Origin of the sequence: Mesobacillus harenae (assembly GCF_013343715.1) — a bacterium.
GTDB lineage: Bacteria > Bacillota > Bacilli > Bacillales > Cytobacillaceae > Mesobacillus_A > Mesobacillus_A harenae.
In genome coordinates this window covers 253,398-279,152 of the sequence record NZ_JABUNR010000002.1, presented here as the reverse complement: position 1 = coordinate 279,152, position 25,755 = coordinate 253,398, and the positions used below count along the sequence as shown (strand labels likewise).

Here is a 25,755-nt window from a genome sequence, read left to right as displayed (position 1 = left end):
CTATTTATGTTTAATGGGTTGATAATTGTAGGAAAAACAAAACAGAACAAAACGAAACCAGAGCGCTAACGCTCTGGTCTTCAAATTTTACCTTGAATATTTTTATTCGTATCCATTTAAATTATTTGACTGCCATTTCCATGAATCAGCACACATTTCTTGGATCCCTTTTTTGGCGCTCCAACCTAATTCATTTTTAGCTTTTTCTGGATTAGCATAGCATTCAGCGATGTCTCCAGCCCTGCGATCCACTATTGAATAAGAAATGCTTTTTCCTGATGCTTTTTCAAATGCTTTAACAACTTCCAACACGCTGTAGCCTCTGCCAGTTCCAAGGTTGTAAGGTTCCGCTCCAGTAGTTGACACTACTTTCTCCAAGGCTTTTAGGTGTCCTTGAGCCAAGTCGACAACATGAATGTAGTCCCTGACGCCTGTTCCATCAACTGTTGGATAATCATTACCGTACACTTTAAGTTCAGCTAGTTTTCCTACTGCCACTTGAGTAATGAAGGGCATAAGGTTATTTGGAATTCCATTCGGATCTTCACCGATACGTCCACTTTCATGTGCTCCAATTGGATTAAAGTAACGCAATAGAGCAATGCTCCAGCTATTATCGGATACATATAAATCTCTTAGGATTTCCTCAATCATAAGTTTGGTCTGGCCGTACGGATTAGTAGCACTTAACGGGAAGTGCTCTGATATAGGAACTTCTTCAGCCATTCCATAAACGGTAGCTGAAGAGCTGAATACTAAATTTTTAACGTTCTTATCCTTCATAACTTCACAAAGTATGAGCGTACCAGTTATATTATTATGATAATAACGGAGCGGGATCGAAACGGACTCACCAACCGCTTTTAAGCCGGCAAAATGAATGACTGCTTCAATATGATTTTCATTAAAGACTTCTTCAAGCCCTTCCCGGTCAAGTAAGTCAACATCATATGTTTTAAAGCTTTTGCCAGTTAATTCACTTACGCGCTTGAGTGCCTCAGGCTTACTGTTAGAAAAATTATCTACCACTACTATTTCATAATTAGCATTTAGCAGTTCAATACAAGTATGCGTACCAATATAACCAGCACCGCCAGTAACAAGTATAGCCATTTTAATCCTCCTAGTTAGAGAAATCTAATCTATAGTATACAACAAATTTTAACGACAAGCACTTAAAAAACCCAGGTTAGCCTAGATTGGGATGCCGAGTTAGATCGCTTTGCTAGATTCTTTAAATAGTCCTATTTCTCCTTACCCAGCCAAGATGGTATGCCTTGTTCCATGCGCTTTAATTCATTCCTGTCAAAAAACTGCTCCTATATTTATGGTTGCATTTTGTTATTGGAGCCGCTTTTTAAGTAGAAAAAGGACTGTCAAAAGTCGATTGTAATGACTTAGGACAGTCCAACTGTATTTTCTATAACTCCAAGTGTGATTTTAATTCAGAATGAATCCTCTGCTTTTCCTCATCAGGGACTACTAAATAATAGATCCCGCTTATGGTAGTGGCATTGCCTTCAATGGTTAACTGTTCAATGTTTTTTGCCGCTGCTTTGTAGTTCTTTTGAATCTCTATCATTTCATCAAAAGCGACGTCAGTTTTAATGTTAGTTCCTAATGCTGCAAAGATATCACCATAATTAGTTAGCGAAGATATACTGGCTCCTTCTCTGAGGACTCCCTGAATAACTTGGCGCTGCCTTGTATTACGGCCAAAGTCCCCGTTAGGGTCTTGCTTTCTCATTCGAACATACGCTAGTGCCTCATCACCATTTAGTGAAATATTTCCTTTTGCATAATGATGTCCGCCTTCAGAGAACTCGAATGAGTTGTTTACCGTGATTCCTCCCACTGCATCAACAATATCCTTAAACCCATCCATATTGATTTTCATATAATAATCAATCGGAATATCAAGGAAGTTCTCGACAGTAGCAATTGACATATCAACTCCGCCAAATGCATAGGCGTGATTAATTTTATCTTCTGACCCTCTTCCAATAATCTCAGTGCGGGTATCGCGCGGAATACTCACCATTTTTGATGAATTTGTTTTAGGATTAACCGTCATAACGATCATTGTGTCTGAGCGGCCTTTATCCCCTGAGCGCTCGTCAACTCCTAATATCAATACAGAAAAAGGTTCTCCTTTTAATTGTAGTTCTTCTAGTCTTTTATCGGAGCTTTCTCTATCAGTAGGTTCGTGCATTGTGTCCACAGCATCTGTTAGGGATTTATACATAGAATAACTGTACGCACCCACTATGATAAGTAGAAATAGAAGAAAAAAACCAAAAAATTTCAACCATTTTCTCTTTTTTCTATTCGTATTCCTCATTAATAGAATAGCCCCCAGTAAACATGATTTTTATGTCTGACAATAGATTATCAGAAAAGGGGATAAAAAGGTATAGATAAATTTGGGTTACCTGGCTCCTCACTAGCTGGTATTTTTCAAAACACTAAAAGCTGCATAAAGTAACTTGAGGTTTATACCAATTTATACCTATTAAAATATTGAATGTATTTCTATTAATATATAATTTATAACCGATAAATAAATTGAGGCGACAGCAACAATGTTAAGGAAGGTGAACCCATGAAAAAATTTTTATTAATATTTTTTATTCTATTTGCACTAAATATTAATTTTAATTACGAGATTGGCTTTTCAACAGAAACTCCGCTCCTATCAAATGAGTCTAACCAGGTTATTGTTATGTTTAAAAATGAACCAAAACATTCTGCTCTTAAGACTTATACGGTTACCGAAAATGCTGTAGGGGCAAATCCAACAGTTAAAGCTGTCAAAGTCCCTAAAAGTAAGAGTATGAAAAATTTCATTAAAGAACTTGAGAAAAGAAAAGATGTTTTATATGCAGAACCAGACTATAAGATTAAACTTACCCGTGTGCCCAGCGATCCGAGATATCAATCACAGTGGCACTTAAAAAAAGTAGAAGCTGAAAAAGCCTGGGATCAAACAAGGGGCTCTAATAAAATTACAGTGGCAGTGGTTGATGATGGAATTGATTTAAATCATGAAGATTTAATTGGCAAGATTGTTTCCCCTTATGACGCAGTTTATAACACGAGCGAATATGTCACTGTAGGTAAACATGGGACTCATGTAGCTGGTATAATAGCCGCCACAATGGATAACGGGATAGGAGGCACCGGTATAGCCCCAAGTGTAAAGATCATGCCCATCAATATTTTTGCTGGTGACAGTGCAAAAACTTCGGATTTAATTGAAGCTATAGGTTATGCGGTAAATAACGGGGCCAATATTATAAACTTAAGTCTCGGTAGCCCGGAGTATTCACGGGCATTAGATGAAGCGATACAGGAGGCAAATCGACAAGGAGTAATCATAGTTGCATCTGCCGGCAATGATTCCAGCAATTTGAAATTTTATCCTGCATCCCTTCCTAATGTAATTTCAGTGAGTTCAACAGATTCTTATGATCAGCTGTCAAGTTTTTCGAATTTTGGATACAATATAGATTTTGCTGCTCCAGGCACTAGCATTCTTTCAACCTTTCCAAATAATAATTACGGCTATATGAGTGGGACTTCAATGGCATCCCCTTTGGTAGCTGGTATAGCTGCTCTTGTATGGTCACAATGTTCTGAATGCACTAGTGAGCAAATTCAATCAAAATTGAAAAATAGCGTGGATGATTTAGGGGCTGCCGGATGGGACCCATATTATGGATATGGGAGAATAAACGCAGATATTGCCTTGGCAAAAACAAATGTCTACACGCCATCGGTTTTCAACAAAGATGTTCAGTATAATTGGGGATCTGGAAATCCCGAACCCTGGATTCCGGCAGATCATTTTGAGGCTCTTTTTAATCAGTCTGGTTACTACCATACTGGTGACTACTTTATTCAAACACTTGCAGATGATGGCATAAAGGTTGAAGTTGACAATCAGTGGCTTATTAATCGGTGGAGTGACTCCGGCGGAGCGATTGATCGTGCTATTTGGAGCAATGTTACAGAAGGTGAGCATAATGTCAAAACCCATTATTATGAAAAGGCAGGTAATGCAGCTGTTTTTTCACATATTGTCCAATTTGACTCCTGGCTTGCGTACTATTACCCGAACAGCGGTTTAAAGGGAGTTCCAGTTGAAGCCAGAACTTTCGATCCTATTGGCGAGTCGAAGAACCTGTTTGAGGACTTTGGGCTCGGCAGTCCTGGCAAAGGAGTACCGGCAGATCATTTTTCGGCCCGTTACACTACGGTAAAACGAATCCCGGCTGGAGAATATATCTTGCGAGTGAGGGCTGATGACGGCATACGGGTATATGTGGACGGTAAATTGGTTTTGGACAGATGGACGAACAGCGCCTTCCGTGAGGATGCCATAAAAATGGCGATATCAGATCAGAAGGAAGCTCAAATGGGAGAAAGAGATATTCATTGGATTGAAGTTCAGTACTATGACTCTTTAGGTAAAGGAAAAGTAGAATTCGGGCTGGAGCCTGCCGACAATGTAGCAGAGGACACTTGGGTTGGCGAGTTTTATCCAAACTTATCCCTCCAAGGTATTCCATACATATTGGGAGGGAAAAACTCAGCTAATAAAATCGATGATATCAGTTTTTACTGGGGGTATGGCTCCCCGCTTCCAACTATTCAGTCAGACCAGTTTTCCGCAAGATTTACGAAAAGGGAATATTTCCAGGAAGGGTTATATCTATTCGAGGTAAAATCTGATGATGGAATTCGTATTTGGGTGGATGAGCAACTGGTTATTAATTCATGGGGCAACTCATCTGGGTCCCTGAAAACAGGAAAAGCAGCTATAACAGAAGGACAGCATATCATCAAGGTAGAGTATTTTGAAAATACCGGCGCTGCTCTTTTGGAGCTTAATTACAAACCATTCGTAAAAAGTCCTGTCCAAGCGGGCGGGGAGGTTCATTATAATTGGGGAGCAGGCAGTCCCGGAGCAGGAGTTCCGGCAGATTACTTCCAAGCAGAGTTTGACCAAACACAGCATTACGGAGCTGGGGATTATTTCATCCAGACACTGGCCGATGATGGTATAAAGGTTGAAGTAGACGGAAAATGGCTCATTAACCGCTGGGGAAACTCCGGCGGTGCTATTAACAGGTCTTTATGGACGGATGTAACGGAGGGGGAGCACAGAATCAAAACCCATTACTATGAAAGTACCGGAAATGCGGCGGTTTTCTCTGATGTGGTCCAATTGGACTCCTGGCTTGCGTACTATTATCCGAACAGCGGTTTAAAGGGAGTTCCAGTTGCGGCCAGGACCCTCGCTCCTGTTGGCGAGTCGAAGAACCTGCTTGAGGACTTTGGGCTCGGCAGTCCTGGCAAGGGAGTCCCGGCAGATCATTTTTCGGCGCGTTACACTACGGCAAAACGAATCCCAGCTGGAGAGTATATCCTGCGGGCGAAGGCTGATGACGGAATTAGGGTATATGTTGATGGCAAGCTGGTATTGAACCGATGGAGTGATAGTGCTTTCCGGGAGGATGCTATAAAAATTTCTTTATCAGACCGGCAGGAAGCCCATGAGAGAGAAAAAGATGTACATTGGATTGAAGTTCAGTACTATGACTCTTTAGGTAAAGGAAAAGTAGAATTCTATTTGCAGCCTTTTAACAATGAAGGAACATGGATTGGAGAATATTATCCAAACATGTCTCTCCAGGGGGCTCCGTATATAATAGGGGGTGACGATTCAACTAATCAAGTAGAACACCTCAATTTTAATTGGGGATATGGTTCCCCGCTTCCAGCTATACAGTCAGACCAGTTTTCCGCAAGATTTACGAAAAGGGAATATTTCGAGGAAGGGTTATATTTATTTGAGGCAAAATCTGATGATGGAATTCGGATTTGGGTGGATGACCAGCTGGTTATTAATTCATGGGCCAACTCATCTGGAACCCTAAAAACAGGAAAAGCAGCTATAACAGAAGGACAGCATACCATCAAGGTAGAGTATTTCGAAAATTCCGGCGCTGCTCTTTTGGAGCTTAATTACAAACCATTCGTAAAAAGTCCTGTCCAAGCAGGCGGGGAGGTTCATTATAATTGGGGAGCAGGCAGTCCCGGAGCAGGAGTTCCGGCGGATTACTTCCTGGCAGAGTTTGACCAAACACAGCATTACGGAGCTGGGGATTATTTCATCCAGACACTGGCCGATGATGGTATAAAGGTTGAAGCAGACGGAAAATGGCTCATTAACCGTTGGGGAGACTCTGGCGGTGCTATTAACAGGTCTTTATGGACGGATGTAACGGAGGGGGAGCACAAAATCAAAACCCATTACTATGAAAGTACCGGAAATGCGGCCGTGTTCTCTGATGTGGTCCAATTGGACTCCTGGCTTGCGTACTATTATCCGAACAGCGGTTTAAAGGGAGTTCCAGTTGCGGCCAGGACTCTCGCTCCTGTTGGCGAGTCGAAGAACCTGCTTGAGGACTTTGGGCTCGGCAGTCCTGGCAAGGGAGTCCCGGCAGATCATTTTTCGGCGCGTTACACTACGGCAAAACGAATCCCAGCTGGAGAGTATATCCTGCGTGCGAGAGCAGATGACGGAATTCGTGTCTATGTGGATGGGAAGCTGGTATTGGACCGGTGGAGCAATAGTGCCTTCCGTGAGGATATTGCAGCAGTAAATATTGTTGACGGCGCTATGTCAGAGAACGGCCATCAGAATACACATTGGATTGAAGTCCAATATTTTGATAACACCGGATATGGCAAGGTAGAGTTAATTTTGGAGAATATAGTCAGATAATTCAGGAGCTCTGTCTAGAAAAGACGATAGTTATTATGACAGAGTCTAAGAACAACTCTAAATTTAAAGTTAAACAATCCAAATCCGGAATTTCGGGTTTGGATTGTTTATTTCTGTTTAGATTTTCTACGGAATAAACAGTAAAAAATGAAAACCAAAAGGCTAAGGCTTGAAACGGTTATTCCGGATTTCAGTCCGGGAGGTGTATAGACAAGTTCTACTTCCCGTTCGCCTGAGTCTAGCTGTATTCCTATAAAAGCCCCGAAGACTTTCTCCGCCGCTGCTGGTTTCCCATCCACTGTTACAGACCATCCTGGGTCATAGGGAATGGATAAGAAAAGAAGATTCTCGTTCGCTACATCAATTTTCCCCTTTATCGACCGGTTTGACCAATCCAACACTTCAAAAGAGTTATTTTGCAGTTCTGTTACCCTCTTTTCAAACAGCTGTTTGTCGAGAACGTAAAATTTTAATCCAGTTAATATGATATCCTGTTCTTTGAATTTCAGCCTGATGCTTAATGGATTCTCTTCGGCTTTTAATGATAGAGCCCCATTATTATTGGTGCGGGGATAGATCCCGTATTCCTTGCCGTTTACTTCTAATTCAGCATCGGTCCCGCTGTAGTGAGTATAAATTGTCTGATTTTTATCCAGGTTAAATTTTAACTCTATTTGACCATCCTCCATATCTGTCTTTTTCTTATATTGTTGGATATTATCCTTGCTTGATATAGCCTCTAAATTCGTAAAAGTGGTTTTTACAGGCATGATCTCTTGGAAGTATTCTTTTTTTCCATTATCTGATCCCAACAGGCTGTTTTGGATTTCAAAAGGATTTTGCTCCAGTGCAGTATTTGAAAGGAGCCCTTGATTGAGCATAAACCCAATCGGAAGATACAAATCATTTTCATAAAGGTAATAACTATTTTCACTACTGTTAAGTTTGTAACCGTATTTGGTTACAAGGTGGTTGGAGGCTATATATTTAATGGAAAATAATGACTCAGTCACAATGGTAGAACCGGTCGAAGATACCCAAAAATAATTTCCAAGCGCAGTAAACCCAGCTTTATTCAGAAAATGATGCAATTCGCCATTTGCCATCGAACTAAAGTGATCGATACCTTTATACCCCAATCTAAAAGAATCATTGTGTCCTCTCTTAATTGTTGGAATCATACGGTAAAATGATTTATCTTTATTTTGAATCTCCAGAATCATTTCCTCATATTCGGCAGGGAACGAATGGTAACTCCCTTTCGAAGAATAACCAAATTGACTGTCCATTTCATTCATCATTATTCCAGTATTTCTTAATAAATCTAACGAGACAGCTAGTAAGATTAAGATTTGAACAACTTTCTTTTTCTCAGGTAATTTTGTTTGAAAAAACAGCAAGCCACTGAAAATTATAGTGAACAAAATATTAAACCAAACTAGTTCCGGTTTCATTACATTAGCTGAAAATCGGCTTAGAAAAACTATCATAAACAAATTGAATGAAAGAGAAATAAGAATAGCAAAATTCATTGTTTTATCAAATACAGAATATACCCGTGCAGCCAGGAAGATGATAAAAAAAGAAAAAACAAAAGAATACCGGTAAGGAAACCATGTTGGAAGATCAAAACCATGCCAGACTAAATTCAAAAAAGTTAATTCAAAGCTAAGTACTAATCCTACAGCTATTAAAAGAGAGAGCAGTTTTTCTTTTACTGAAATTTTATTATTGATGAAATAAACGGGCAGAAGGACCAGTACAAATAAACCGGCATAAATATTGGGAAGCCCATGAATTAACGAATCATATGTACCATTATAAAGCTTTCCATATAAGTCCCATAAATCAAATAAGAAAATGAAATTGGTGTCTGGGCTCAGAGGACTATTGGGGGAGTTTTGTAATGCCATATATGTCGGCAATATCAAAATGCTTGCTAATCCCGCAGCTAAAAACACTGAAGCGAAAAAAAACACTCCTTTTTTTAAAAACAGCTTTATTGAAGGTTGGCTAATGATCAGCCGATATATAAAATAAATAGCAGCGAAAAGTCCTGTCATATAAGAAATATAAAAATTCGCAATAAAAACGAGTGCCAGGCTAAGGGTTAGCAGTCTAATATCATTGTTCTTCAGTAACTTTTCTATTCCCAAGAGAATTACTGGCAGAAAAACTACTCCATCCAACCACATAATATTAAATGAATAAACAATGTTAAAAGAAATAAGTGAATAAATTATAGAAAAAATGAAAGTACTAAATCGGCTTCTATATAAATGGTTCATAAACCAAAAGCTGGTCATCGCAGAGGTACCTATTTTCGCTAATGTAATTAAAATGATCGCTTCTGGTAATTGGTCTTGGTTAAAAAAAACAATCAAAAGTGAAAAGGGACTGGCCAAGTAGTAAGCAAAAATACCAATGAAATTCACTCCAAGGCCTGCTTCCCAGCTGTATAGCAAACTTTTTTCTCCATTTAAAACATTATGAAGGTGAGCATAAAACTCGATATATTGGTTGTTCATGTCAGAGATTAATAACGTTTTCCCGCCGAAAGGGTAAATTTCTTGATTTGCCATTGAAACGCCAAATATAATAATTGGGATGAAGAAAACAGCGCAATAAAGCAGGAATGTGTTTATTTTATTTTTATGCAAGATAATCACATCCTTCAAAGGTAGTCTAAGCAACTTTCCTTTTGTTAGCTAGCTGCGTTCTCATTCTTGAAAATATAGGATTTACTAGCTGTATAATTGAAAAAGACAATAATTACATTAGCAGTAATCTTTGAAAAAATTTCTCCGGCTGTAAGCAGGTCGATCATTATAAACATAATCGAAAGGTCGATTCCTAAACTTAATATCCTGAAGGCTGAAAAAGTCAAAAACTCTCTAGAAAGAGATTGGAGGCTAAATGACCTCGAATTAAATACGAATAGCTTGTTTGTTATAAAAGCAAACAGGACAGCCAAAAACCAAGCAATTACAGTAGAAGTTTGGTAGTTAATGTTCAGTAATTTAAAACTAGCAATAAATACAGTAAAGTTGACAAGAGTGGTTAATACTCCGAAAATAAGGTAATTAATAATTTGTTTGTCTTTGAAAATTGACAGGCTTGGTTTCATACTTTTCATCCTTTAAGAGTATTCTATTTTCTAAGCAGGAAAAACTAAAAAAGTGATAGCCTTGTCCTTTGATCTAGATAGAGACATTTGCTAAAACAGCAAACACCTAAATGAAATGAACTTACCATTGTTTGGTTTTGATTCAACCTTGCATTTGTGTTGTCTGTAAGGGTGAGTACAAAAAAATTAACTATTTAACAGTATCAGGCTCACTATGTCTTACGGACAGTCCGAACCGATCTTCTTTTTGCACTTGAATCGGTATTAAGGAATATGATCCTCGAAAATCAATAGATTTACAGATTAGGAAAGGCTCTAATAATCCTAGAATAATGTTTTAAAACTTGAATCGATTTACCTGGTTATTGCAGGTTTTGGGTATAATTTTGTATACCCTGATTTTTACTTATATACTCTCCGAATGCTTAGTTATTCAATTAGCGCTTTTACATTCAAAATCCACACGATTTTTACGTCGTTGGTAAGATAATAATATTACATGCTTATAATCTTTACATTATTTGCGGGTAGCGAATGTTTGCCTGTAATCGTTTTTGAAAACTTCGTGCAATATCGACACAAAAAGCGACTCGCGCATTTTAAAATAGAAACTGCCTAACTATATTATTCCTCAAATTGGAGTATATTCTGTATCTGGGGGGAAACTTTAGAGTACGCTAATTGACGCAGTCTTCAGCTGCGATTTATTGAGTTAGGATTTTTTTGTTTTGTTATTTTTATGGTTGGTCTAAATGTGCATCAATCCTCATTCATCAACATCTCTTCTTCCAATAAGACGGGTATTACAGTGTAAAAATATACTATTTATTACCTAGAAGCATGGAAAGTTTTGTTTTTTTTTATCGAAACTTAATCTTTATTGGAGAAAAATGAATTATTTTGTTAAAGTAATTAGGGGAATATGACTTAAGAGGAGTGACAGCTTTGAAATTTTTACGCAATTTTTTGCTTGGATTATTGCTAATTTCTATTTTATCTGCTTGTGAACAGGAACCTTTAAAGTTTAGAAATTTACTTGAAGCAGATCAATATATAAGGAATAATGTCCCCTCAATGGAGTGGAATGAATTTAAACAAATTCTTGGTAATGAAGATACAGTTACAGTTGATGAATTCCAATATCTTAAAGAGGAACTATCCTCGAAATATAGTACTTCCTATATAGTAGTCGAAAATAAGCTTTACAGGTTTAGAAAAAATCAAAATCTTATGTATATGACCGAGTGGGAAGAAGTTGATAACCTGCTCTATCTAAAAGAAATTTCTTATATTCCGAATAACTAACCGGTCTAACAATAAAGGAGTTTATCTATGAAAAACCGCCTAAAGACTCCCGGAGTCAAATCAGTCTTTGAGATTGTTATATTAGTCATCTTTGCAGTATATCTATCGTTGATACAGTTTACAACTTCTTACCCATACATTCATTTGCTGCCAATTCCTACCCCTGCAGTGCTTACCCTCGGTATGGCTTTTTTATTCCTAGTTTATTGTTTTTTATGGAGGAATAATCGATCTTCATACGACGCCGACAGACTGATAAAGATATTTATGCTACTATTCACGCTTTCGATTTTGTTATCTTTTTTATCAGCATTTTATACTCAAATAACAATTAATAGTACAGAATATACAGCATACTTGAAAAAATCAATGGTTACCAGAATGCTTTACTACGGTGCCTTTATTGCAATGGTCTACTTTGGGTACCATTCGTTAAGCCAAATTGGGAGAATTAAAACTCTTAGGACAATATTAGCGTATCCATTATCTATATTTCTCATGGTAGCTATCGGCCTTTGGCAGTTAACCTATTTTTTATTTGGAATTCCCTTCCTGGATATTGATACCCGATCATACGTTCATAGCGTAAGCGGCATAACTTTCTTTAATTTCCGGCTAACATCCTTTGCGGATGAACCGAGCTATCTTGGTCCAATCATTATTGATATGCTGGTACTCGGATATCTTGCTTTTAAAAGAAAATGGATTTATGTACTCCTACTGGCCATACCCTCTATAGTTGTGCTCTTATTTTCTTTTTCTGTGAGTGCTTACTTGAATTTGGCTATATTAGTTGCCTTTATTATTGTCTTTCTAATGTTTCATCCGAAATTTCCTAAAAGATATTTGTGGTACTTGCTCGCCTTTACCTTTGCGGGAATAGTGATTGTAGTCCTTGCGAAGCCTGGACTCGTTGCAAGTTTTTTCAGCCCGATTATTGGACGTTTAGACAGTCTTTTTAATCCAGAAGAATCGAGCAGAATTTATATGTATGTAATGCCGATATTTTGGTTGTTCGACCATTCCATTATTTCTGCACTATTTGGTTACGGACCTGGTTCTTTTGAATTTCTGGCTAGCAGCAAAATACTGCCGAACACCGGAAGTGTGAGTACATCTTCAAATAATATGTATATTGACTTATTATTTGAAAATGGATTAATAGGTTTTAGCCTAATTGTTCTGGGCCTTGGGATACTTCTTCTCTCCTTGTTTAAAAATGCACGAAAGAATATTTATTATTTTATAGCTCTCCTGGAATTAACCCATTTATTGATTACGTCTCTTTATCGAGCAGATTTCGTTACCCCTCGATTTTGGGGTGTTCTGTTAATCATTTTTCTATTGAATAGATTTGGAGAAATGAAAGAAAAGGGGAAAAACAGCAGGAACGGAGTGGATGTCATTGACGGTTAGAAAAGTGCTGCTGTTTTTAATTTCTTTTGTAATTCTAGTCTCGGGCTGTAGCCTGAAACTAAAAACAAAGGAAATTGTAGAGTCCGAGTATCGGTCAGTTGGTAATGAAATGAAGGTATTTGGTTTTGGTATTGGAGAAAGCATGAGCAATATTGTTGATGTCATTGGAGAGTCCGGAGAAAAGAAAGAAACTTTTCATTATTTTCCTGGCGAGGACTTGAAGGTATATTATCAGCATAATCATTCAAGATTTATTGCGACTAAAAATAATGAATTTGCCATACTTGATGATATAAAAGTAGGTATGCACAGGGAAGTACTAATTAATGATTTCCCGAATCTTGATTTATTTGAGTACACTGTGGAAGGGCGAGAGGATCCTTCTATCTTTCTGACAGCGGGTAATCAAAAAATAGTCCTAAACATGAAGAATAATGAAGTGAATGAAATTATTTTAGGGAAGCAGGATGTATCTTTTGCAGAGCTTTTAGGATTGAAATCCGAAGGTCAGGACATGTATTCAGATGAAGAGTTGTTTTCCCAATCAAAGTTTTTATCATTTAAACTTGATATTGGGACAAATAATGAAAAGTTACTTTCAAAAGAATTTTTAGAGTATGCAAAGATTGGTTTAATAGAAGGAGTTCCTTTGCCAATTGGTACCAGTAAGTATGAGCTTTCTAGGAGGTTTGGGACTCCTAACTATATCTTTAAAGGGGAAGATGGAAAGGGTTCCTATTACTATTATAAGCGATTCAATCTTTATTTAGGGTTTGATGAAAATGAAAGGCTTAAAATCTTGAAAATGCCGGTAAATGTAAAAGTTGAGGATTTCTTGAAAGCCCAAGGTCTTGCAAGTGCGGAGAACCAGGAATTTGGTCAATATTCACTGAGCATTTATCATGAGAATGGCGTGGTATCCGAAGTGCTGATTACGGGTAAGGATTTGCCTTAATAATTCTATGTGTCTGCTTTAATAAAGCTAAATCAAAGATCGATAAAAACCTTGAGATTCGTTCTGATTCATATAGAACAAATCTCAAGGTTTTTTCTAATTTCCTTTTTAATTCCCTTTTTTAACAGGGTGTTTGTCGTGGCCAAGTAAGTTGATTTTCTCATCATTATATTCATCGATAAAATAAAGCGGCCTATTTTTTGTTTCATTAAAAATCCGGCCTATATATTCGCCTAGAAGGCCTAAGGAGATTAATTGTATTCCGCCTAGGAAAAGGATTACAACCATCAGTGAGGGGTAACCTTGGACCGATTCTCCCCAAAACAGAGTTTTCATGATTATAATAATCATATAAATAAATGCAAACGCGGATACAGCTGTCCCGATTAGAGTTGATAATCTTAAGGGGGCCTTAGTAAAGGATGTAATTCCTTCAATGGCTAAGTCAAACAACTTCAAATAGTTCCACTTTGTTTCACCAGCTATCCTGGGATCCCGGTCAAATAGTATTTCTTTTTTATTATAACCAATCCAGCTAAACATTCCCTTTGTATATCGTTGGGATTCTCGAAGCTGCCTTAAAGCTTCAACACATCTCCGGTCCAGCAGTCTAAAATCCCCTGTGTTTTCCTGAACGGAGAATTTAGTTGTCTTCTTTAGAAGGCTATAGAATATTTTTGCGGTCCGTTTTTTTAACCACGTTTCTCCAGCACGGCTCCTTCGCTTAGCAAAAACATCATCATAGCCTTGCTCCCAGTAATCAATCATTTCGGATATTAATTCAGGAGGATCTTGGAGGTCAGCGTCAAGGATAACCACTGCATCTCCTTTTGCGTAGTCGAGACCTGCAATCATGGCTGTTTCTTTCCCGAAATTTCTGGAAAGATCCACATATGATATTCGTTTGTCAAAATCACGTAAACTTTTGATTATATCTAAGGTCCTGTCTTTACTGCCGTCGTTTATGAATAAGACTTCAAAGTTATAGTTGTCTATTTTTCTCATTACCATAGATAAACGGTCGTATAAATCGTGTAAAACCTCTTGTTCATTATAGCAGGGTATAAGAATAGATATTGTCCTCAATTAAACTACTCCTTCCATTTCTTATTAGAGATTCGGTTCGTTTAGCAGTATCCATTACTGCCAATTAGGAAGAGGTTGTTATTAGAGAGCATTTAATAAAAGCCATTTCATACAGGACAAGAGTATATCTTTTATTTCTTTCTTTCTGTATGTAACGACGTTAAGAGTTGCTTATAACCGGCAATCGCTTTCTCACTAGTAAAATCCAACGCCCTTATCTGTTGGGTATTGGGGTCGGGAGGATTTGAAAGTGCTTTCTCAATGCCTTTTGCCAAGGCCTCAGCATTCCCAACTGGCGTAAGTACTCCAAATTTGCCTCCTTCTAATATTTCCTCGGGACCGCTTGGACAGTCAGTAGAAACAATGGGTAACCCAGTATAAAGAGCTTCAATAAGAACGGTTGGAAGGCCTTCAGTGACCGATGATAAAATAAATGCATCAGCGCCTTTTAAAAATTCTAGGGGATTACCCGTATAACCGGGCAGACTTACATATTCTTCAAGATTGAGTTCTTTTATTAAACTTTCTAGCTTTGCTCTCTCTAAACCTTCACCTACAATCGTTAATTTTGAAGGTACTGTGTTCTTTAATAATTTGAAAGCGTGTATCAGTGTAACAAAGTCTTTTTCCTTAGAAAGTCTTCCGATCGAAACTAGTTGCTTTTCAAAGGCCTTATTAACAGAGTTTGTGCTTTCATACATTTTTAAAAACCCGTCAGTTATAACTGGATTATAGATTACTTTAATTTGTTCACGAGGAATGTTTGCAACCTCGCTAATATTATTTGCAACACCTTTAGAAACGGCTATTATTGCATCTGCCTTTGGATAAAGTCTCCTCATTAAGAAAGGCAGGGCTCCAGATTTATTGCCGTTATACATGCCATGCCCGCTTACAATCACTTTTGTGCTAGTCCTAGACAGGGCTTTTGCTATTAGAACTGATGTATTAATGTAATGCTTGGCTGAAACCAGAATATCGGGTTTTTTTAACTTGAGGTATTTGATGAGCTTAGGGATGCTTTCGGCTGCACGGCTTGTACCTAATTCATATATACCCATATCTGCATCCAGTTCAGACAAAAAAGGCCCTTTTTTATTAAAACAAACAAACTCAACCAAGTATCCTTGGTTTTTTAATTCCGATGCAAGGTTGATGGTTACTTTTTCGACACCTCCATCATCAAAGGACGGAAGGAGAAATGAAATTCGAAGGTCGTTTTTCAAATTATTCACCTATTTTTCATTTTTCTATAAACACGATTTTTAAATATTTTTGGCAAACGTCTGGCAAAGATTAGCAGGGTGGCTGGTGATTTTATTAACTGTCCAATACCTTCCGTGGTTTTTCCGTCTTTTATTGGCTGCATAAATTTATAGTACTTTATTGCTTCTTTAATATCTTTTTTTCTCTTTTTTAGCGCTTCTTTTACAGATGTGTCATTTACATAAAATGGATCTCTCAAAAGTTTTTCTGTTGTTTGTAAAGTTTGTTCAAGGAGCTTCATATTATTTGTCACTAACGAACCTTCTCTGGCCCGGTAATAGTAATAAGCTACTGGCAGTAAGTATGCATCTGCTCTGTGAAGCAGGCAGTCCAAAAACAAAAGATAGTCCTCTCCATATCTTAAATCTTCGTTGAATAAAATGTTATTTCTGTGCAGGAAGTTTGTTTTTAGCAGGGGCTTTAAACCCATATTATTATTGATGAAATCAGCAGCACTAAACTTAGTGGGCTCAGCAATTATAAGACCGCCGTTCGTAAACACCGTGCCCCACGGGACAGTTTTATTGTCGTCAATCAGCATTTGATCGTCACATACCATCTCCGCATCGAACTTTTCCGCAATGCCGACCATTTCGTTTAATCGATCATGATCCCACCAGTCGTCGCTATCAAGAAATGCTACATAATCGCCCGCAGCCTCCTTTATTCCCCGGTTTCGAGAGTGAGCAGGACCGCTGTTTTTCTTGTTTATCAACAATTTAATTCTAGGGTCCTTTTCAGCTAGAGTTTTAATAAGTTCAACAGTGCGATCTGAACTAACATCATCAATAACGATTATTTCAAAGTCTGTAAGTGATTGATTCAGTACTGATTTCAGACACTGGACAATATAGTTTTCAACGTTGTATGTTGGAATGACCACCGTTACTTTCATATTACTTAACCCCTCGTTTTCTTTTCGATGTTATGGAAGCTATCCTTTTTATAACTTCCCTTCTTATATCAGTATCAACCATTAATATGAACATAATAAATAATAAATCAAGGGCTATGCTTCCGATGAAAGGGTGAACCCTTGAACCGACTGTAATGAAAAGAATGGAGGTACCAGCGAAAGCAATTAGTACTTTGGAACTACTTAGCATTAAAGAAACAAAGTTTTTACCCTGAAAAATAGCGAAGCCAGTAAAAAGCATTAATTCAATGGTCACAGCAGCTATTGCCCCTCCCGTACTGCCGAAACGGGAACTTAGGACATAATAAAGAGCAATACCAATTAATAAAGCTGCTGATTGGATATAGGTTCTAATCGTTTGCCTCCCTGTTGTGGTGAGAGCATCTGCCATCGGATAATTAAAGGATTGCAATATAACTACAAATGCTAATATTGATAGAGGCAAAGCAGCGCTTTGCCACTCATTGCCAAACAAAAACGATATCCACCAATCAGCGTAGTATAGGAAAGGGATAGCCATGGCAATTCCTAAAAAGCTCATCGTTTTTAATTGTTTTCTATTTAGGTCCAAGTGTTGATCAAATTCTTTATTGTTACCTAGCCTGAAGAGAACCGGATAAAATGCAGCAGCTACTACACCAGGAATTTGATACAGAAGGGCGGGGATTCGATAAGCGGCGGAGAAATAGCCAGCTTCTTTCAGGTCTGAGGCTCTTTCTATTATTATAGGACCTATCTGAGGAAGCAACATTATCGTTAGCCCGCTTATAGTGAAGCTAAATAGGCCCTGCAGCAAGCTTTTATCCCAGCCTTTAAATATGTTTACATTCCTGATAACAATAAACAGAGAAAATAGCCCAGCCGTTATATTAGCCAGTCCGTATACCGGGGCAATATAGAGTAAAGGCCATTTAAATATAATACCGGCTATCAAGGCAGCAGCGGTTGTAAAACCAGCTATAGCTCTGATTAAAGCTGTTAGATGCATTTTTTCAATCATCTGATAGTATGCTGCCCCAACTCCTTGGAGAGCTGCCCCTATTATAGTTGGAATCAAAACGATATATAAAATTCTTTTCAAGTAAGGGTCCTCATAAAGCCCTTCAATGATTAACACTGATAAAAGAATAGTCGCTAGGGATAGAACCATTCGAATACGAAAGAAGCTGCTCATCAGCACTGGAATAGATGTCTGCTCTTTTGTTCCTTCCCGAATAAGAGTATGTGTCAATCCAAGATCGGTAAAGTATGCGGCCACAGCTGCATATGCAAGAGCTATACTTAAGATTCCATAATCTTCAGCCCCCAAATAGCGTGCAATAAGAATAGTAGAAGCCGCGGTTAAAAACCTTACTAAAACGTTCCCGGAAAACAAATATACTGCGTTAATAATGATGCTGTTTTTTTTCAAGGTCATACACCTGCTCATTTTATTTATATATTATTTAATAATGAAACATATAAAGGATACCTTAAACTATCTAGCAGGTAAACCCATTGGGTAGCTTACAGACAATAGCCGGCTTGGTTTTTCAAAGGTTCCTCTCAGCTGTATTGGAGTATTCTATTGCTTTATGACAGGGAAGAAGCCGCAAGAAATTTAAGAGCTAGTTAATTGCCGAAGCAGGCTTTTCCAGCAAGAAATAATAATTTTGTTTGCATATTAAGCAAATTTACATTAATTTATAATTTAGAAATAATTTTTACAATTGGGTATATAAAAGAAAAAGGCGGTGTGCTGTATAAAGAGCTTAGATAAAACAATTCAAATAGTTATTTTTAATATTATGGCGAGTATATTTATTTACTCATTTTTCTTTCTAATTACAAATCGCTTTTATGTTGCCCTGCTAGCTCAAACATTCCAAGACAGTACAAAACAGACGGCTGTAATTATTTTGCTGCTGTTTTTTATAATCAGTCTTTTTTATAAAGTTGAATCAAGAGTATATGACGATCTGAGAAGGAGCCGATTCACCCAGGGTACACTTTTCAAGTTTATACTTGTATTGTTTGTGGGTGTGCTTGCTGCGATGACAGGTGCCTTTCTTTTAGAGTTTTCTTATAAATTGGGCAATGCCTTTAACTCGACAGTATGGATTACTCAGCATAAAGGAATCTTTATCTATAATTCCGTCATGTTGTTTTTTATTATTTTGCTTTTTTATAGCATTTTTGGAAACATCTTTGGCAGTGCAATGGTATTTCTTTCATTTGCAGGCTTATTCAGCTTTACAAACTATCAAAAGCGCAATTTACTTGGAGATCCGCTTTTTCCATCAGACTTCCTTCAGGTAACACATATACAGAATGTTATACCGATGATTGAGGGATTTGTTTCAGTTCCACTCCTTATTGCGGCTTTAGCAGGAGTTGTGTTCTTATTTTTACTGATTAGGTTCCTTCCCAAATTGAACATTAGACTAAGGTACAGGTTTTTATTATTGCTCCTGTCTCTTGTTATGACCTATTCTCTTATCTATCACCCAAAGACTTACATGAAATCTTTTGCAGAGATGGCTAATATTCAAATTACGCCTTGGAACCAGTTGACAAACTATATTAATAATGGATTTCTGGCAGCCTTTATATCAAATTTATACATTGATGTTTTTGAAGAGCCAGAAGGCTATTCGAAAAATTATGTTTTAAAGGTTGCTTCCGAAATAAAAGAGGCAAATGCAAAAAATGTGTTGCCGAAATACAATAAAGAAATTAATTCACCCAATGTGATATTTTTAATGAACGAATCTTTCTGGGATCCGACTAGACTGAATGCAGAATTTAGTGAGGATCCTTTAAAGACTGTCCGATCCCATATGAATGAAGGAATGGGAGGGGATCTTCTCTCCCCGATGTTTGGCGGCGGAACGGCCAATGTTGAATTTGAGGCCTTAACAGGTTATTCAATGTCCTTTTTGCAGCCAGGTGCTATTCCGTATCAACAGTTAGTAGATATGCAGCCAGGAATTATGTCATTCGTAGGATCCCTTAAAGATAAAGGGTATTCAACTTTGGCTATTCATCCCTACGAGAAGTATGTGTATAAACGCAATCGCGTGTATAGTTCCCTCGGCTTTGACCGGTTCCTTGGGGTAGAGGATATGGATTACCAACAAAGATCTGGACCATTTGTTTCAGATGAAGCCCTGACTGATCAAATTATCAATGAGCTAAAAGGAAATAATGAATCAATGTTTATTCATGCTGTGAGTATGCAGAACCATTTTCCATATGATAAAGGCCGTTATCCTAAAAATGAAGTTTCAGTTGACGGGCTTTCTGAGTCCTCTAACGATATGCTTGAGGTATTTACTGAAGGAATTAGACAGGCTGACGATGCAGTAAAGAGATTAACTGAAGAAATAGAGAAATTAAACGAACCAACTATTCTGGTGTTTTGGGGCGATCACCTTCCTATTCTAGGGAGTGATAAAGCTCTATATAAAGAAGCTGACTTTGCAGGGATTACTAAAACGAATGAAGAAACAAGGGAATATTTCGAAACACCTTATTTTGTATTTGCAAACTTTAATATTCCCAAGCTGGAAAATGAGGCACCGATAAGCCCTATATATCTTGGCCCTATAGTTTTTGAAATTACTGGCCTTAAAAGCGCGCCGTTTTATAATTTTTTAACTAGACTTAGACAGGAAATTCCCGGGCTGAAAAGAGATTTATATATAGATTCCAGTAATAATGAAATAGAAAATTTTACGGATGAACAAAAGGTTTTGCTGGAACAGTATAAATTAATTCAATACGATTTATTAGTAGGAGAACAATACAGCAAGTCGATACTGTTTGATTTAGAATAATTTATAGACCCCCTTTAACGGCTGTGTCAGACGTTGAGGGGTTTTTTGTGCATTTTCCAGTTGCCATCAGGCAATTTCCTGCAGCTATAAAACTTCGAAAACCAAATATAACCATTTAGTCAAAATGGTTCAAAAGTCGATAGAATTTGTCGATATATGTGATATGATAATGCTGTATTTGGCAATATTGTAAATTAATAAATTAATAAGGGGTGTTTTCATAGTTTTGAAGTTTCGAAAATTAAATACTATTGTTGCTTCCGGGATATCTGTGTGTTTTTTGTGGAATTTGCCTTCTGCTGAGGCTTCTGATTTTAATTACACCGAAAAAACTAGTGTGGTCCACTATAACTGGGGGAGTGGAAGTCCGGCAGCCAATGTTCCTAAAGATCATTTTACTGCATTATTTGACCAGTCAGGTCACTTTGCTCCAGGGGACTATTTTATCCAAACCCTGGCCGATGACGGTGTGAAAGTAGAAGTGGATGGGAATATGCTGATTGATCGCTGGGCGGCTTCAGGCGGAAAGATTGACAGAGCGCTTTGGCTGAATGTTACCGAAGGACAACATGACGTTAAAACCAATTATTATGAAGAGCGCGGGAATGCTGTGTTATTTTCGGATGTAGTCCCTTTGGACCATTGGGTTGCTTATTACTATCCCAATATTGGCGTGCAAGGAACTCCTGAAGCGGCCAAAGTTATTAGTCCAAGCGGCAGCCTCAAAAAGCTGGTTGATGACCATGGGTTGAACAGCCCTGCACCCGGGATTCCAAAGGACAATTTTTCTGCCAGATATACAACTGCCAAGAGAATGCCTGCAGGGGACTATATCCTGAGAGCAAAAGCTGACGATGGTTATCGGGTGTATGTGGACGGGAAATTGGTCCTCGAACACTGGAAGGCAAATGATGGACGCACTGAAGATGCAATTAAAGTGTCGGTCAGCGACAATGCTGGCGCAAAGGCCGGTGAAAGGGATATCCACTGGGTTGAAGTTCATTATTATGAAGGGTCGGGAAACAGTAAGATAGATTTGTTCCTAGAGCCAATGAATGGAATGAATGATCCAAACGGGTGGACTGGAGAGCTTTACCCGAATCTTTCTCTAGGCGGAACGCCAGTCATCCTTGGGGGAAAAAACTCGGCCAATCGTATTTCAGAGCTTGACATGAATTGGGGCTGGAATTCTCCGCATTACTTAATACCGAGTGATAAGTTTTCAGCACGGTTTACAAGAGAAGAAACATTTGAAACTGGCTATTATACCTTTCACGCTGTCTCAGACGATGGGGTGCGTATCTGGGTAGATGACAGAATCGTCATAGATTCCTGGAAAAATAGCGATGGCACCCTGAAACAGGGGAAGGTTTTGCTAGAAAAAGGGGTTCATAAAATCAAAGTTGAATACTTTGATAATACTCAACGTGCTAACCTGAAACTTAACTACTTTAAGACACCTAATTCCTCTTTTGAAGCTGATGCAAGGGAGGTCCACTTCAATTGGGGAGGCGGAAGCCCGGATGCTTCAGTAAATAAAGACCAATTCACTGCTGTGTTTAATCAATCTGGAAGCTATGCAGCTGGGGACTACTTTGTCCAGACTCTAGCGGATGATGGTGTTAAGGTTGAAGCAGATGGAAACTGGCTTATCAATCGATGGGCACCTTCCGGAGGAACATTGAATCGGGCCCTTTGGCTTGGAGTGGGTGAAGGAGAACACACGGTTAAAACCCATTACTACGAAGATAAGGGTAATGCGCTGTTATTCTCTGATATTGTTCCATTGGATTCGTGGCTGGCCTATTACTATCCTAATCCCAATCTAGAAGGGACGCCTGCAGCTGCCAAACAGATTCATTTTGACCGGCTTACGGAAGACCATGGTTTAAATTCTCCTGCTGGAGGGATTCCGAAAGATTGGTTCTCGGCAAAGTATGTAACATCTAAACGCTTGAAGGCAGGAGAGTATGTTTTGCGTACGCGGGCTGATGACGGGTATCGTGTTTATGTGGATGGAAAGCTAGTCATGGATCACTGGGGTCCAAACGATTTTAAGTCGGAGGATGCCATTAAGCTAGTGATTGGTGATAAAGCTAGTGTACCTGCTGCTGAACGAGATATACACTGGATAGAGGTTGAGTATTATGAAGGAAGTGGTAACAGTAAAATTGATTTTTTGATTGAGCCCTATAGTGCTGCAATTGATGACGCTGGGTGGATTGGGGAAATTTATCCTGCAATGGACTTTAGCGGTACTCCAATTGTTTTGGGAGGCAAGAACGCAGCTGTGAAAATTCCGGAATTGAACTTTAATTGGGGGAGCGGAAGCCCGCATAAAACGATTCCAATAAACAGATTTTCAGCCGTTTTCAAACGAAACATTGACATCACTGTGCCTGGTAAATACATGTTTGATGTGACAGCCGATGATGGCGTACAGCTAATCATTGATGGGCAAATAGTCATAGACTCATGGCATGCTAGTTCAGGAGAAACTAGAAGCGCTGTAGTAAACCTGTCCGCAGGATTACATAGTGTAGAAGTTAAGTACTATGAAAATAGCGGAAATGCTTTGTTAAAGGCTGAGTATAAAAAGGTTGATGACAACTTTTACTTTAACAAAACAACTGATGTTCAATTTAACTGGGGATCAGGAAGCCCTGCAGAGGACATTCCGTCTGACAACTTTACTGCGCTTTTTGATCAATCACAACGGCTAGGAGCTGGGAATTACTTTGTTCAAACACTAGCGGATGATGGAGTAAAAGTAGAGGTAAATGGACAGTTCCTCATTAACCGTTGGGCGGACTCTGACGGAAAAATCGACAGAGCTTTATGGTTAAATGCCACTGCTGGCAACCATTCGGTTAAAACTCATTATTACGACAAGACTGGAAATGCGGCTTTATTTTCTAACATCGTTCCTTTTAACAACTGGCTTGCTTACTATTATCCTAATCAAAACCTGGCAGGCCTGCCTGTTGCCTCCAAAAAGATACAGCCTGTTGGCAACATTGGGCTGTCAGAAGATAACGGAAATGGAAGCCCGGCTGCACAGGTGATTGGGTCCGATAGCTTCTCGGCTAAATATACCACCGCTGCCACCATTGCTCCTGGGGATTATCTTCTTAAAACCCATGCGGACGATGGAGTAAGAGTATATGTAGATGGAGAACTCGTTTTAGACCGATGGACGAATTCGTCGGTTCGTGAAGATACCATCCTATTGAAAGTGAACCAGAAGCAAAATGTTCCTGCTGGACAGGAAAACGTTCACTGGATTGAAATTGATTACTTTGAAGCAAGCGGGGCCAGCAGTATAGAGTTTACCCTGGAACCATATAATTCAAACATTTATCAAGGCCAATGGGCTGGATTTATATATCCAAATAAAACTTTATCAGGTACTCCTGCTGTTATAACTGGATTAGGGGGCACAAGCCACCTAAAGCAGGATTGGAAGGCCGGCTCACCAAGTCCGATGATTCCGGCTGATGGCTTTTCTGCAAAATTCAAATATAAGGGATCTTTTAAGGCTGGTCCTTATATTCTTAGCGGCCATTTTGACGATGGGGCTAAGGTATGGGTGGACGGCAAGTTACTTATTGATGAATGGTACAATACCGGTCAATATGGCACGAAAAAGACTGTAAAACTCAATCTGACAGAAGGGCAGCATGAAATAACGGTCGATTACTTTGAAAATATCGGCAATGCTTACCTTGATATTAATCTATTTGAGGATAACGGATTCAGGGTCGCAGACAGGCCTGCCCCGTACGGTCCAGATTTCTATGAGGTTAAAAACGGGATTTTATATCACTATCTCGGCATTCCTGGAAGCACGACTGCTACTATTTACATCGGACCAGCACCCTCTTTCTTAACGGGAGGAAAGGTGTATGTAAAGGATTCAGCTGATAAATTTTACTTGCGAACAGACGTAAATGATGTGTATGTGGGCCACTACCTTCCGCCGTATAAGGGAATTGATTTGCGTACTGGTTCAATGGTATCAGCCGACAGAATTAACAATTACATCAAAGGAGTCGTCCCTGACAGTCCGCTTATTGGATACGGACAGGCATTTCTGAATGCCCAGTCAAAATATGGGGTTAACGCTTTATATTTGGTTGCTCACTCTTTAGTTGAAAGTAATTGGGGAAGATCAAGGCTTGCAAGGGAAAAACATAACCTCTTTGGTTTCGGTGCATATGATAACTGCCCATTCGAATGTGCCTATTATTTCCCATCTTTTAACGAAAGCATTGAATATGTAGCATGGTATGTTAGGAAGAACTATCTAAACAGTGATGGTAAATGGTATGGTGGTGCTCCAAACTTGAAAGGGATGAATGTCCGTTACGCTACAGATATGGATTGGGCAGAGAAAATTTCTGGCTTAATGCATAGGATGCATGGTTATAATTCTACGGAATATGCTAATGCTTCACTCTTACCGGCTAATCCTGATTCTCCACCTACCCCAGGAAGAGACATGCCAGGGGAAGAAACTCTTGATGTATTCCCTGATGGCATCCAGGGGGCCACTACTAGCAATGTTAACTTCCGTACCGAGCCTGTTGTAAGTGACTCCACCTATATCCAGACACTATCTGCGAACACCTCAGTAGCTGTCCTTGGCCAAAACAACAATGGATGGTATAAGGTGAAAGTAGGCGATAAGATAGGATGGCTTCACTCTGATTATGTAAATGTAAAGAACTTACTTCAGGTTAAGAATATTGAATCAGGTTCTACTTTAAGGATAAGAAACGAACCAAGTACTTCCGCGGAAGTTGTTGGCGGAGTGGCTAATGGTACCTATATTAAAGCAGCTACAGATGCTAATGGAAGTTATATTAAAGATTCAACAAACAACTGGTACCATGTTCATATTCCTTCAACCAGTCTCCTTGGCTGGGTTGGAGGAGGATCAACCTATATAAATGAAATAGGAAAAAAATAAACTCATTTTTTGGAAGGCATCCCAGTCGGGATGTCTTTTTTTGTCATTAGAAAGATATTTCAATAAAAATTATCTTTCTGTTATAATGCAATATGAGTCTT

General features: G+C 38.6%; 14 protein-coding genes. 6 read left to right on the top strand and 8 right to left on the bottom strand.

Going from position 1 to position 25,755, the window contains the following annotated elements; all coding sequences use genetic code 11:
- Nucleotides 1-102: 102 nt before the first annotated feature.
- Together galE and tagU are read right to left on the bottom strand one after the other, a co-directional pair.
- The gene (galE, locus tag HRJ06_RS03550) at nucleotides 103-1,113 is read right to left on the bottom strand and encodes a UDP-glucose 4-epimerase GalE (RefSeq protein ID WP_174729000.1); all 1,011 of its coding nucleotides are present in this window, start codon (nucleotides 1,111-1,113) and stop codon (nucleotides 103-105) included.
- 307 nt (nucleotides 1,114-1,420) lie between these two features.
- Entirely contained in the window at nucleotides 1,421-2,341 is a 921-nt protein-coding gene (gene tagU / locus HRJ06_RS03545) for a polyisoprenyl-teichoic acid--peptidoglycan teichoic acid transferase TagU (RefSeq protein WP_174728997.1), read from the bottom strand.
- A gap of 261 nt (nucleotides 2,342-2,602) precedes the next feature.
- Between tagU and HRJ06_RS03540 the strand changes: the two genes are divergently transcribed.
- Nucleotides 2,603-6,793 (top strand): PA14 domain-containing protein, encoded by a 4,191-nt coding sequence (locus HRJ06_RS03540; protein ID WP_174728994.1) that lies wholly within the window; start codon nucleotides 2,603-2,605, stop codon nucleotides 6,791-6,793.
- A 107-nt stretch (nucleotides 6,794-6,900) separates the two neighbouring features.
- Here HRJ06_RS03540 and HRJ06_RS03535 read toward each other — a convergent pair whose 3' ends face one another.
- Nucleotides 6,901-9,453 carry a YfhO family protein gene (locus HRJ06_RS03535; RefSeq protein ID WP_174728992.1) on the bottom strand — a complete coding sequence of 851 codons (2,553 nt, stop codon included), beginning with the start codon at nucleotides 9,451-9,453 and terminating at the stop codon, nucleotides 6,901-6,903.
- A 44-nt stretch (nucleotides 9,454-9,497) separates the two neighbouring features.
- Nucleotides 9,498-9,920: a GtrA family protein gene (locus tag HRJ06_RS03530; protein ID WP_174728990.1), complete on the bottom strand. Its 423-nt coding sequence runs from the start codon at nucleotides 9,918-9,920 to the stop codon at nucleotides 9,498-9,500.
- Between the two features lie 945 nt (nucleotides 9,921-10,865).
- On the opposite strand from HRJ06_RS03530, the gene HRJ06_RS03525 reads away from it, so the two are divergent.
- The 3 genes from HRJ06_RS03525 to HRJ06_RS03515 are packed head-to-tail and all read left to right on the top strand — an operon-like array spanning nucleotide 10,866 to nucleotide 13,596.
- Nucleotides 10,866-11,225 carry a hypothetical protein gene (locus HRJ06_RS03525; protein WP_174728987.1) on the top strand — a complete coding sequence of 120 codons (360 nt, stop codon included), beginning with the start codon at nucleotides 10,866-10,868 and terminating at the stop codon, nucleotides 11,223-11,225.
- A gap of 27 nt (nucleotides 11,226-11,252) precedes the next feature.
- Nucleotides 11,253-12,641, top strand: coding sequence for an O-antigen ligase family protein (locus tag HRJ06_RS03520; RefSeq protein WP_174728984.1), 1,389 nt, complete (start codon nucleotides 11,253-11,255; stop codon nucleotides 12,639-12,641).
- A complete protein-coding gene (locus HRJ06_RS03515; RefSeq protein ID WP_174728981.1) occupies nucleotides 12,625-13,596 on the top strand; it encodes a hypothetical protein in 972 nt (323 codons plus the stop codon). Before HRJ06_RS03520 ends, HRJ06_RS03515 begins: the two co-directional genes overlap by 17 nt.
- 108 nt (nucleotides 13,597-13,704) lie before the next feature.
- On the opposite strand, the gene HRJ06_RS03510 is transcribed toward HRJ06_RS03515, so the two are convergent.
- The 4 genes from HRJ06_RS03510 to HRJ06_RS03495 all read right to left on the bottom strand — a co-directional run bounded on the left by HRJ06_RS03510 (nucleotide 13,705) and on the right by HRJ06_RS03495 (nucleotide 18,275).
- Nucleotides 13,705-14,682: a glycosyltransferase family 2 protein gene (locus HRJ06_RS03510; RefSeq protein ID WP_174728978.1), complete on the bottom strand. Its 978-nt coding sequence runs from the start codon at nucleotides 14,680-14,682 to the stop codon at nucleotides 13,705-13,707.
- A gap of 131 nt (nucleotides 14,683-14,813) precedes the next feature.
- Nucleotides 14,814-15,908, bottom strand: a complete 1,095-nt coding sequence (locus HRJ06_RS03505) for a glycosyltransferase (RefSeq protein WP_174728975.1) — start codon at nucleotides 15,906-15,908, stop codon at nucleotides 14,814-14,816.
- Between the two features lie 5 nt (nucleotides 15,909-15,913).
- Nucleotides 15,914-16,843, bottom strand: coding sequence for a glycosyltransferase family 2 protein (locus HRJ06_RS03500; RefSeq protein ID WP_174728972.1), 930 nt, complete (start codon nucleotides 16,841-16,843; stop codon nucleotides 15,914-15,916).
- Between the two features lies 1 nt (nucleotide 16,844).
- Nucleotides 16,845-18,275 carry a flippase gene (locus HRJ06_RS03495; protein ID WP_174728970.1) on the bottom strand — a complete coding sequence of 477 codons (1,431 nt, stop codon included), beginning with the start codon at nucleotides 18,273-18,275 and terminating at the stop codon, nucleotides 16,845-16,847.
- A 376-nt stretch (nucleotides 18,276-18,651) separates the two neighbouring features.
- Between HRJ06_RS03495 and HRJ06_RS03490 the strand changes: the two genes are divergently transcribed.
- Together HRJ06_RS03490 and HRJ06_RS03485 are read left to right on the top strand one after the other, a co-directional pair.
- Nucleotides 18,652-20,682: an LTA synthase family protein gene (locus tag HRJ06_RS03490; RefSeq protein WP_174728967.1), complete on the top strand. Its 2,031-nt coding sequence runs from the start codon at nucleotides 18,652-18,654 to the stop codon at nucleotides 20,680-20,682.
- A 226-nt stretch (nucleotides 20,683-20,908) separates the two neighbouring features.
- On the top strand, nucleotides 20,909-25,654 hold the full coding sequence (locus HRJ06_RS03485) for a PA14 domain-containing protein (protein ID WP_174728964.1): 4,746 nt from the start codon (nucleotides 20,909-20,911) through the stop codon (nucleotides 25,652-25,654).
- The last annotated feature ends 101 nt before the right edge of the window (nucleotides 25,655-25,755 follow it).

Excerpts from the sequence above, each read along its gene's own strand:
- galE (WP_174729000.1), bottom strand. The coding sequence starts at position 1,113 with ATGGCTATACTTGTTACTGGCGGTGCTGGTTATATTGGTACGCATACT.
- tagU (WP_174728997.1), bottom strand. The coding sequence starts at position 2,341 with ATGAGGAATACGAATAGAAAAAAGAGAAAATGGTTGAAATTTTTTGGT.
- HRJ06_RS03540 (WP_174728994.1), top strand. The coding sequence starts at position 2,603 with ATGAAAAAATTTTTATTAATATTTTTTATTCTATTTGCACTAAATATT.
- HRJ06_RS03530 (WP_174728990.1), bottom strand. The coding sequence starts at position 9,920 with ATGAAACCAAGCCTGTCAATTTTCAAAGACAAACAAATTATTAATTAC.
- HRJ06_RS03520 (WP_174728984.1), top strand. The coding sequence starts at position 11,253 with ATGAAAAACCGCCTAAAGACTCCCGGAGTCAAATCAGTCTTTGAGATT.
- HRJ06_RS03515 (WP_174728981.1), top strand. The coding sequence starts at position 12,625 with ATGTCATTGACGGTTAGAAAAGTGCTGCTGTTTTTAATTTCTTTTGTA.
- HRJ06_RS03500 (WP_174728972.1), bottom strand. The coding sequence starts at position 16,843 with ATGAAAGTAACGGTGGTCATTCCAACATACAACGTTGAAAACTATATT.
- HRJ06_RS03490 (WP_174728967.1), top strand. The coding sequence starts at position 18,652 with ATGGCGAGTATATTTATTTACTCATTTTTCTTTCTAATTACAAATCGC.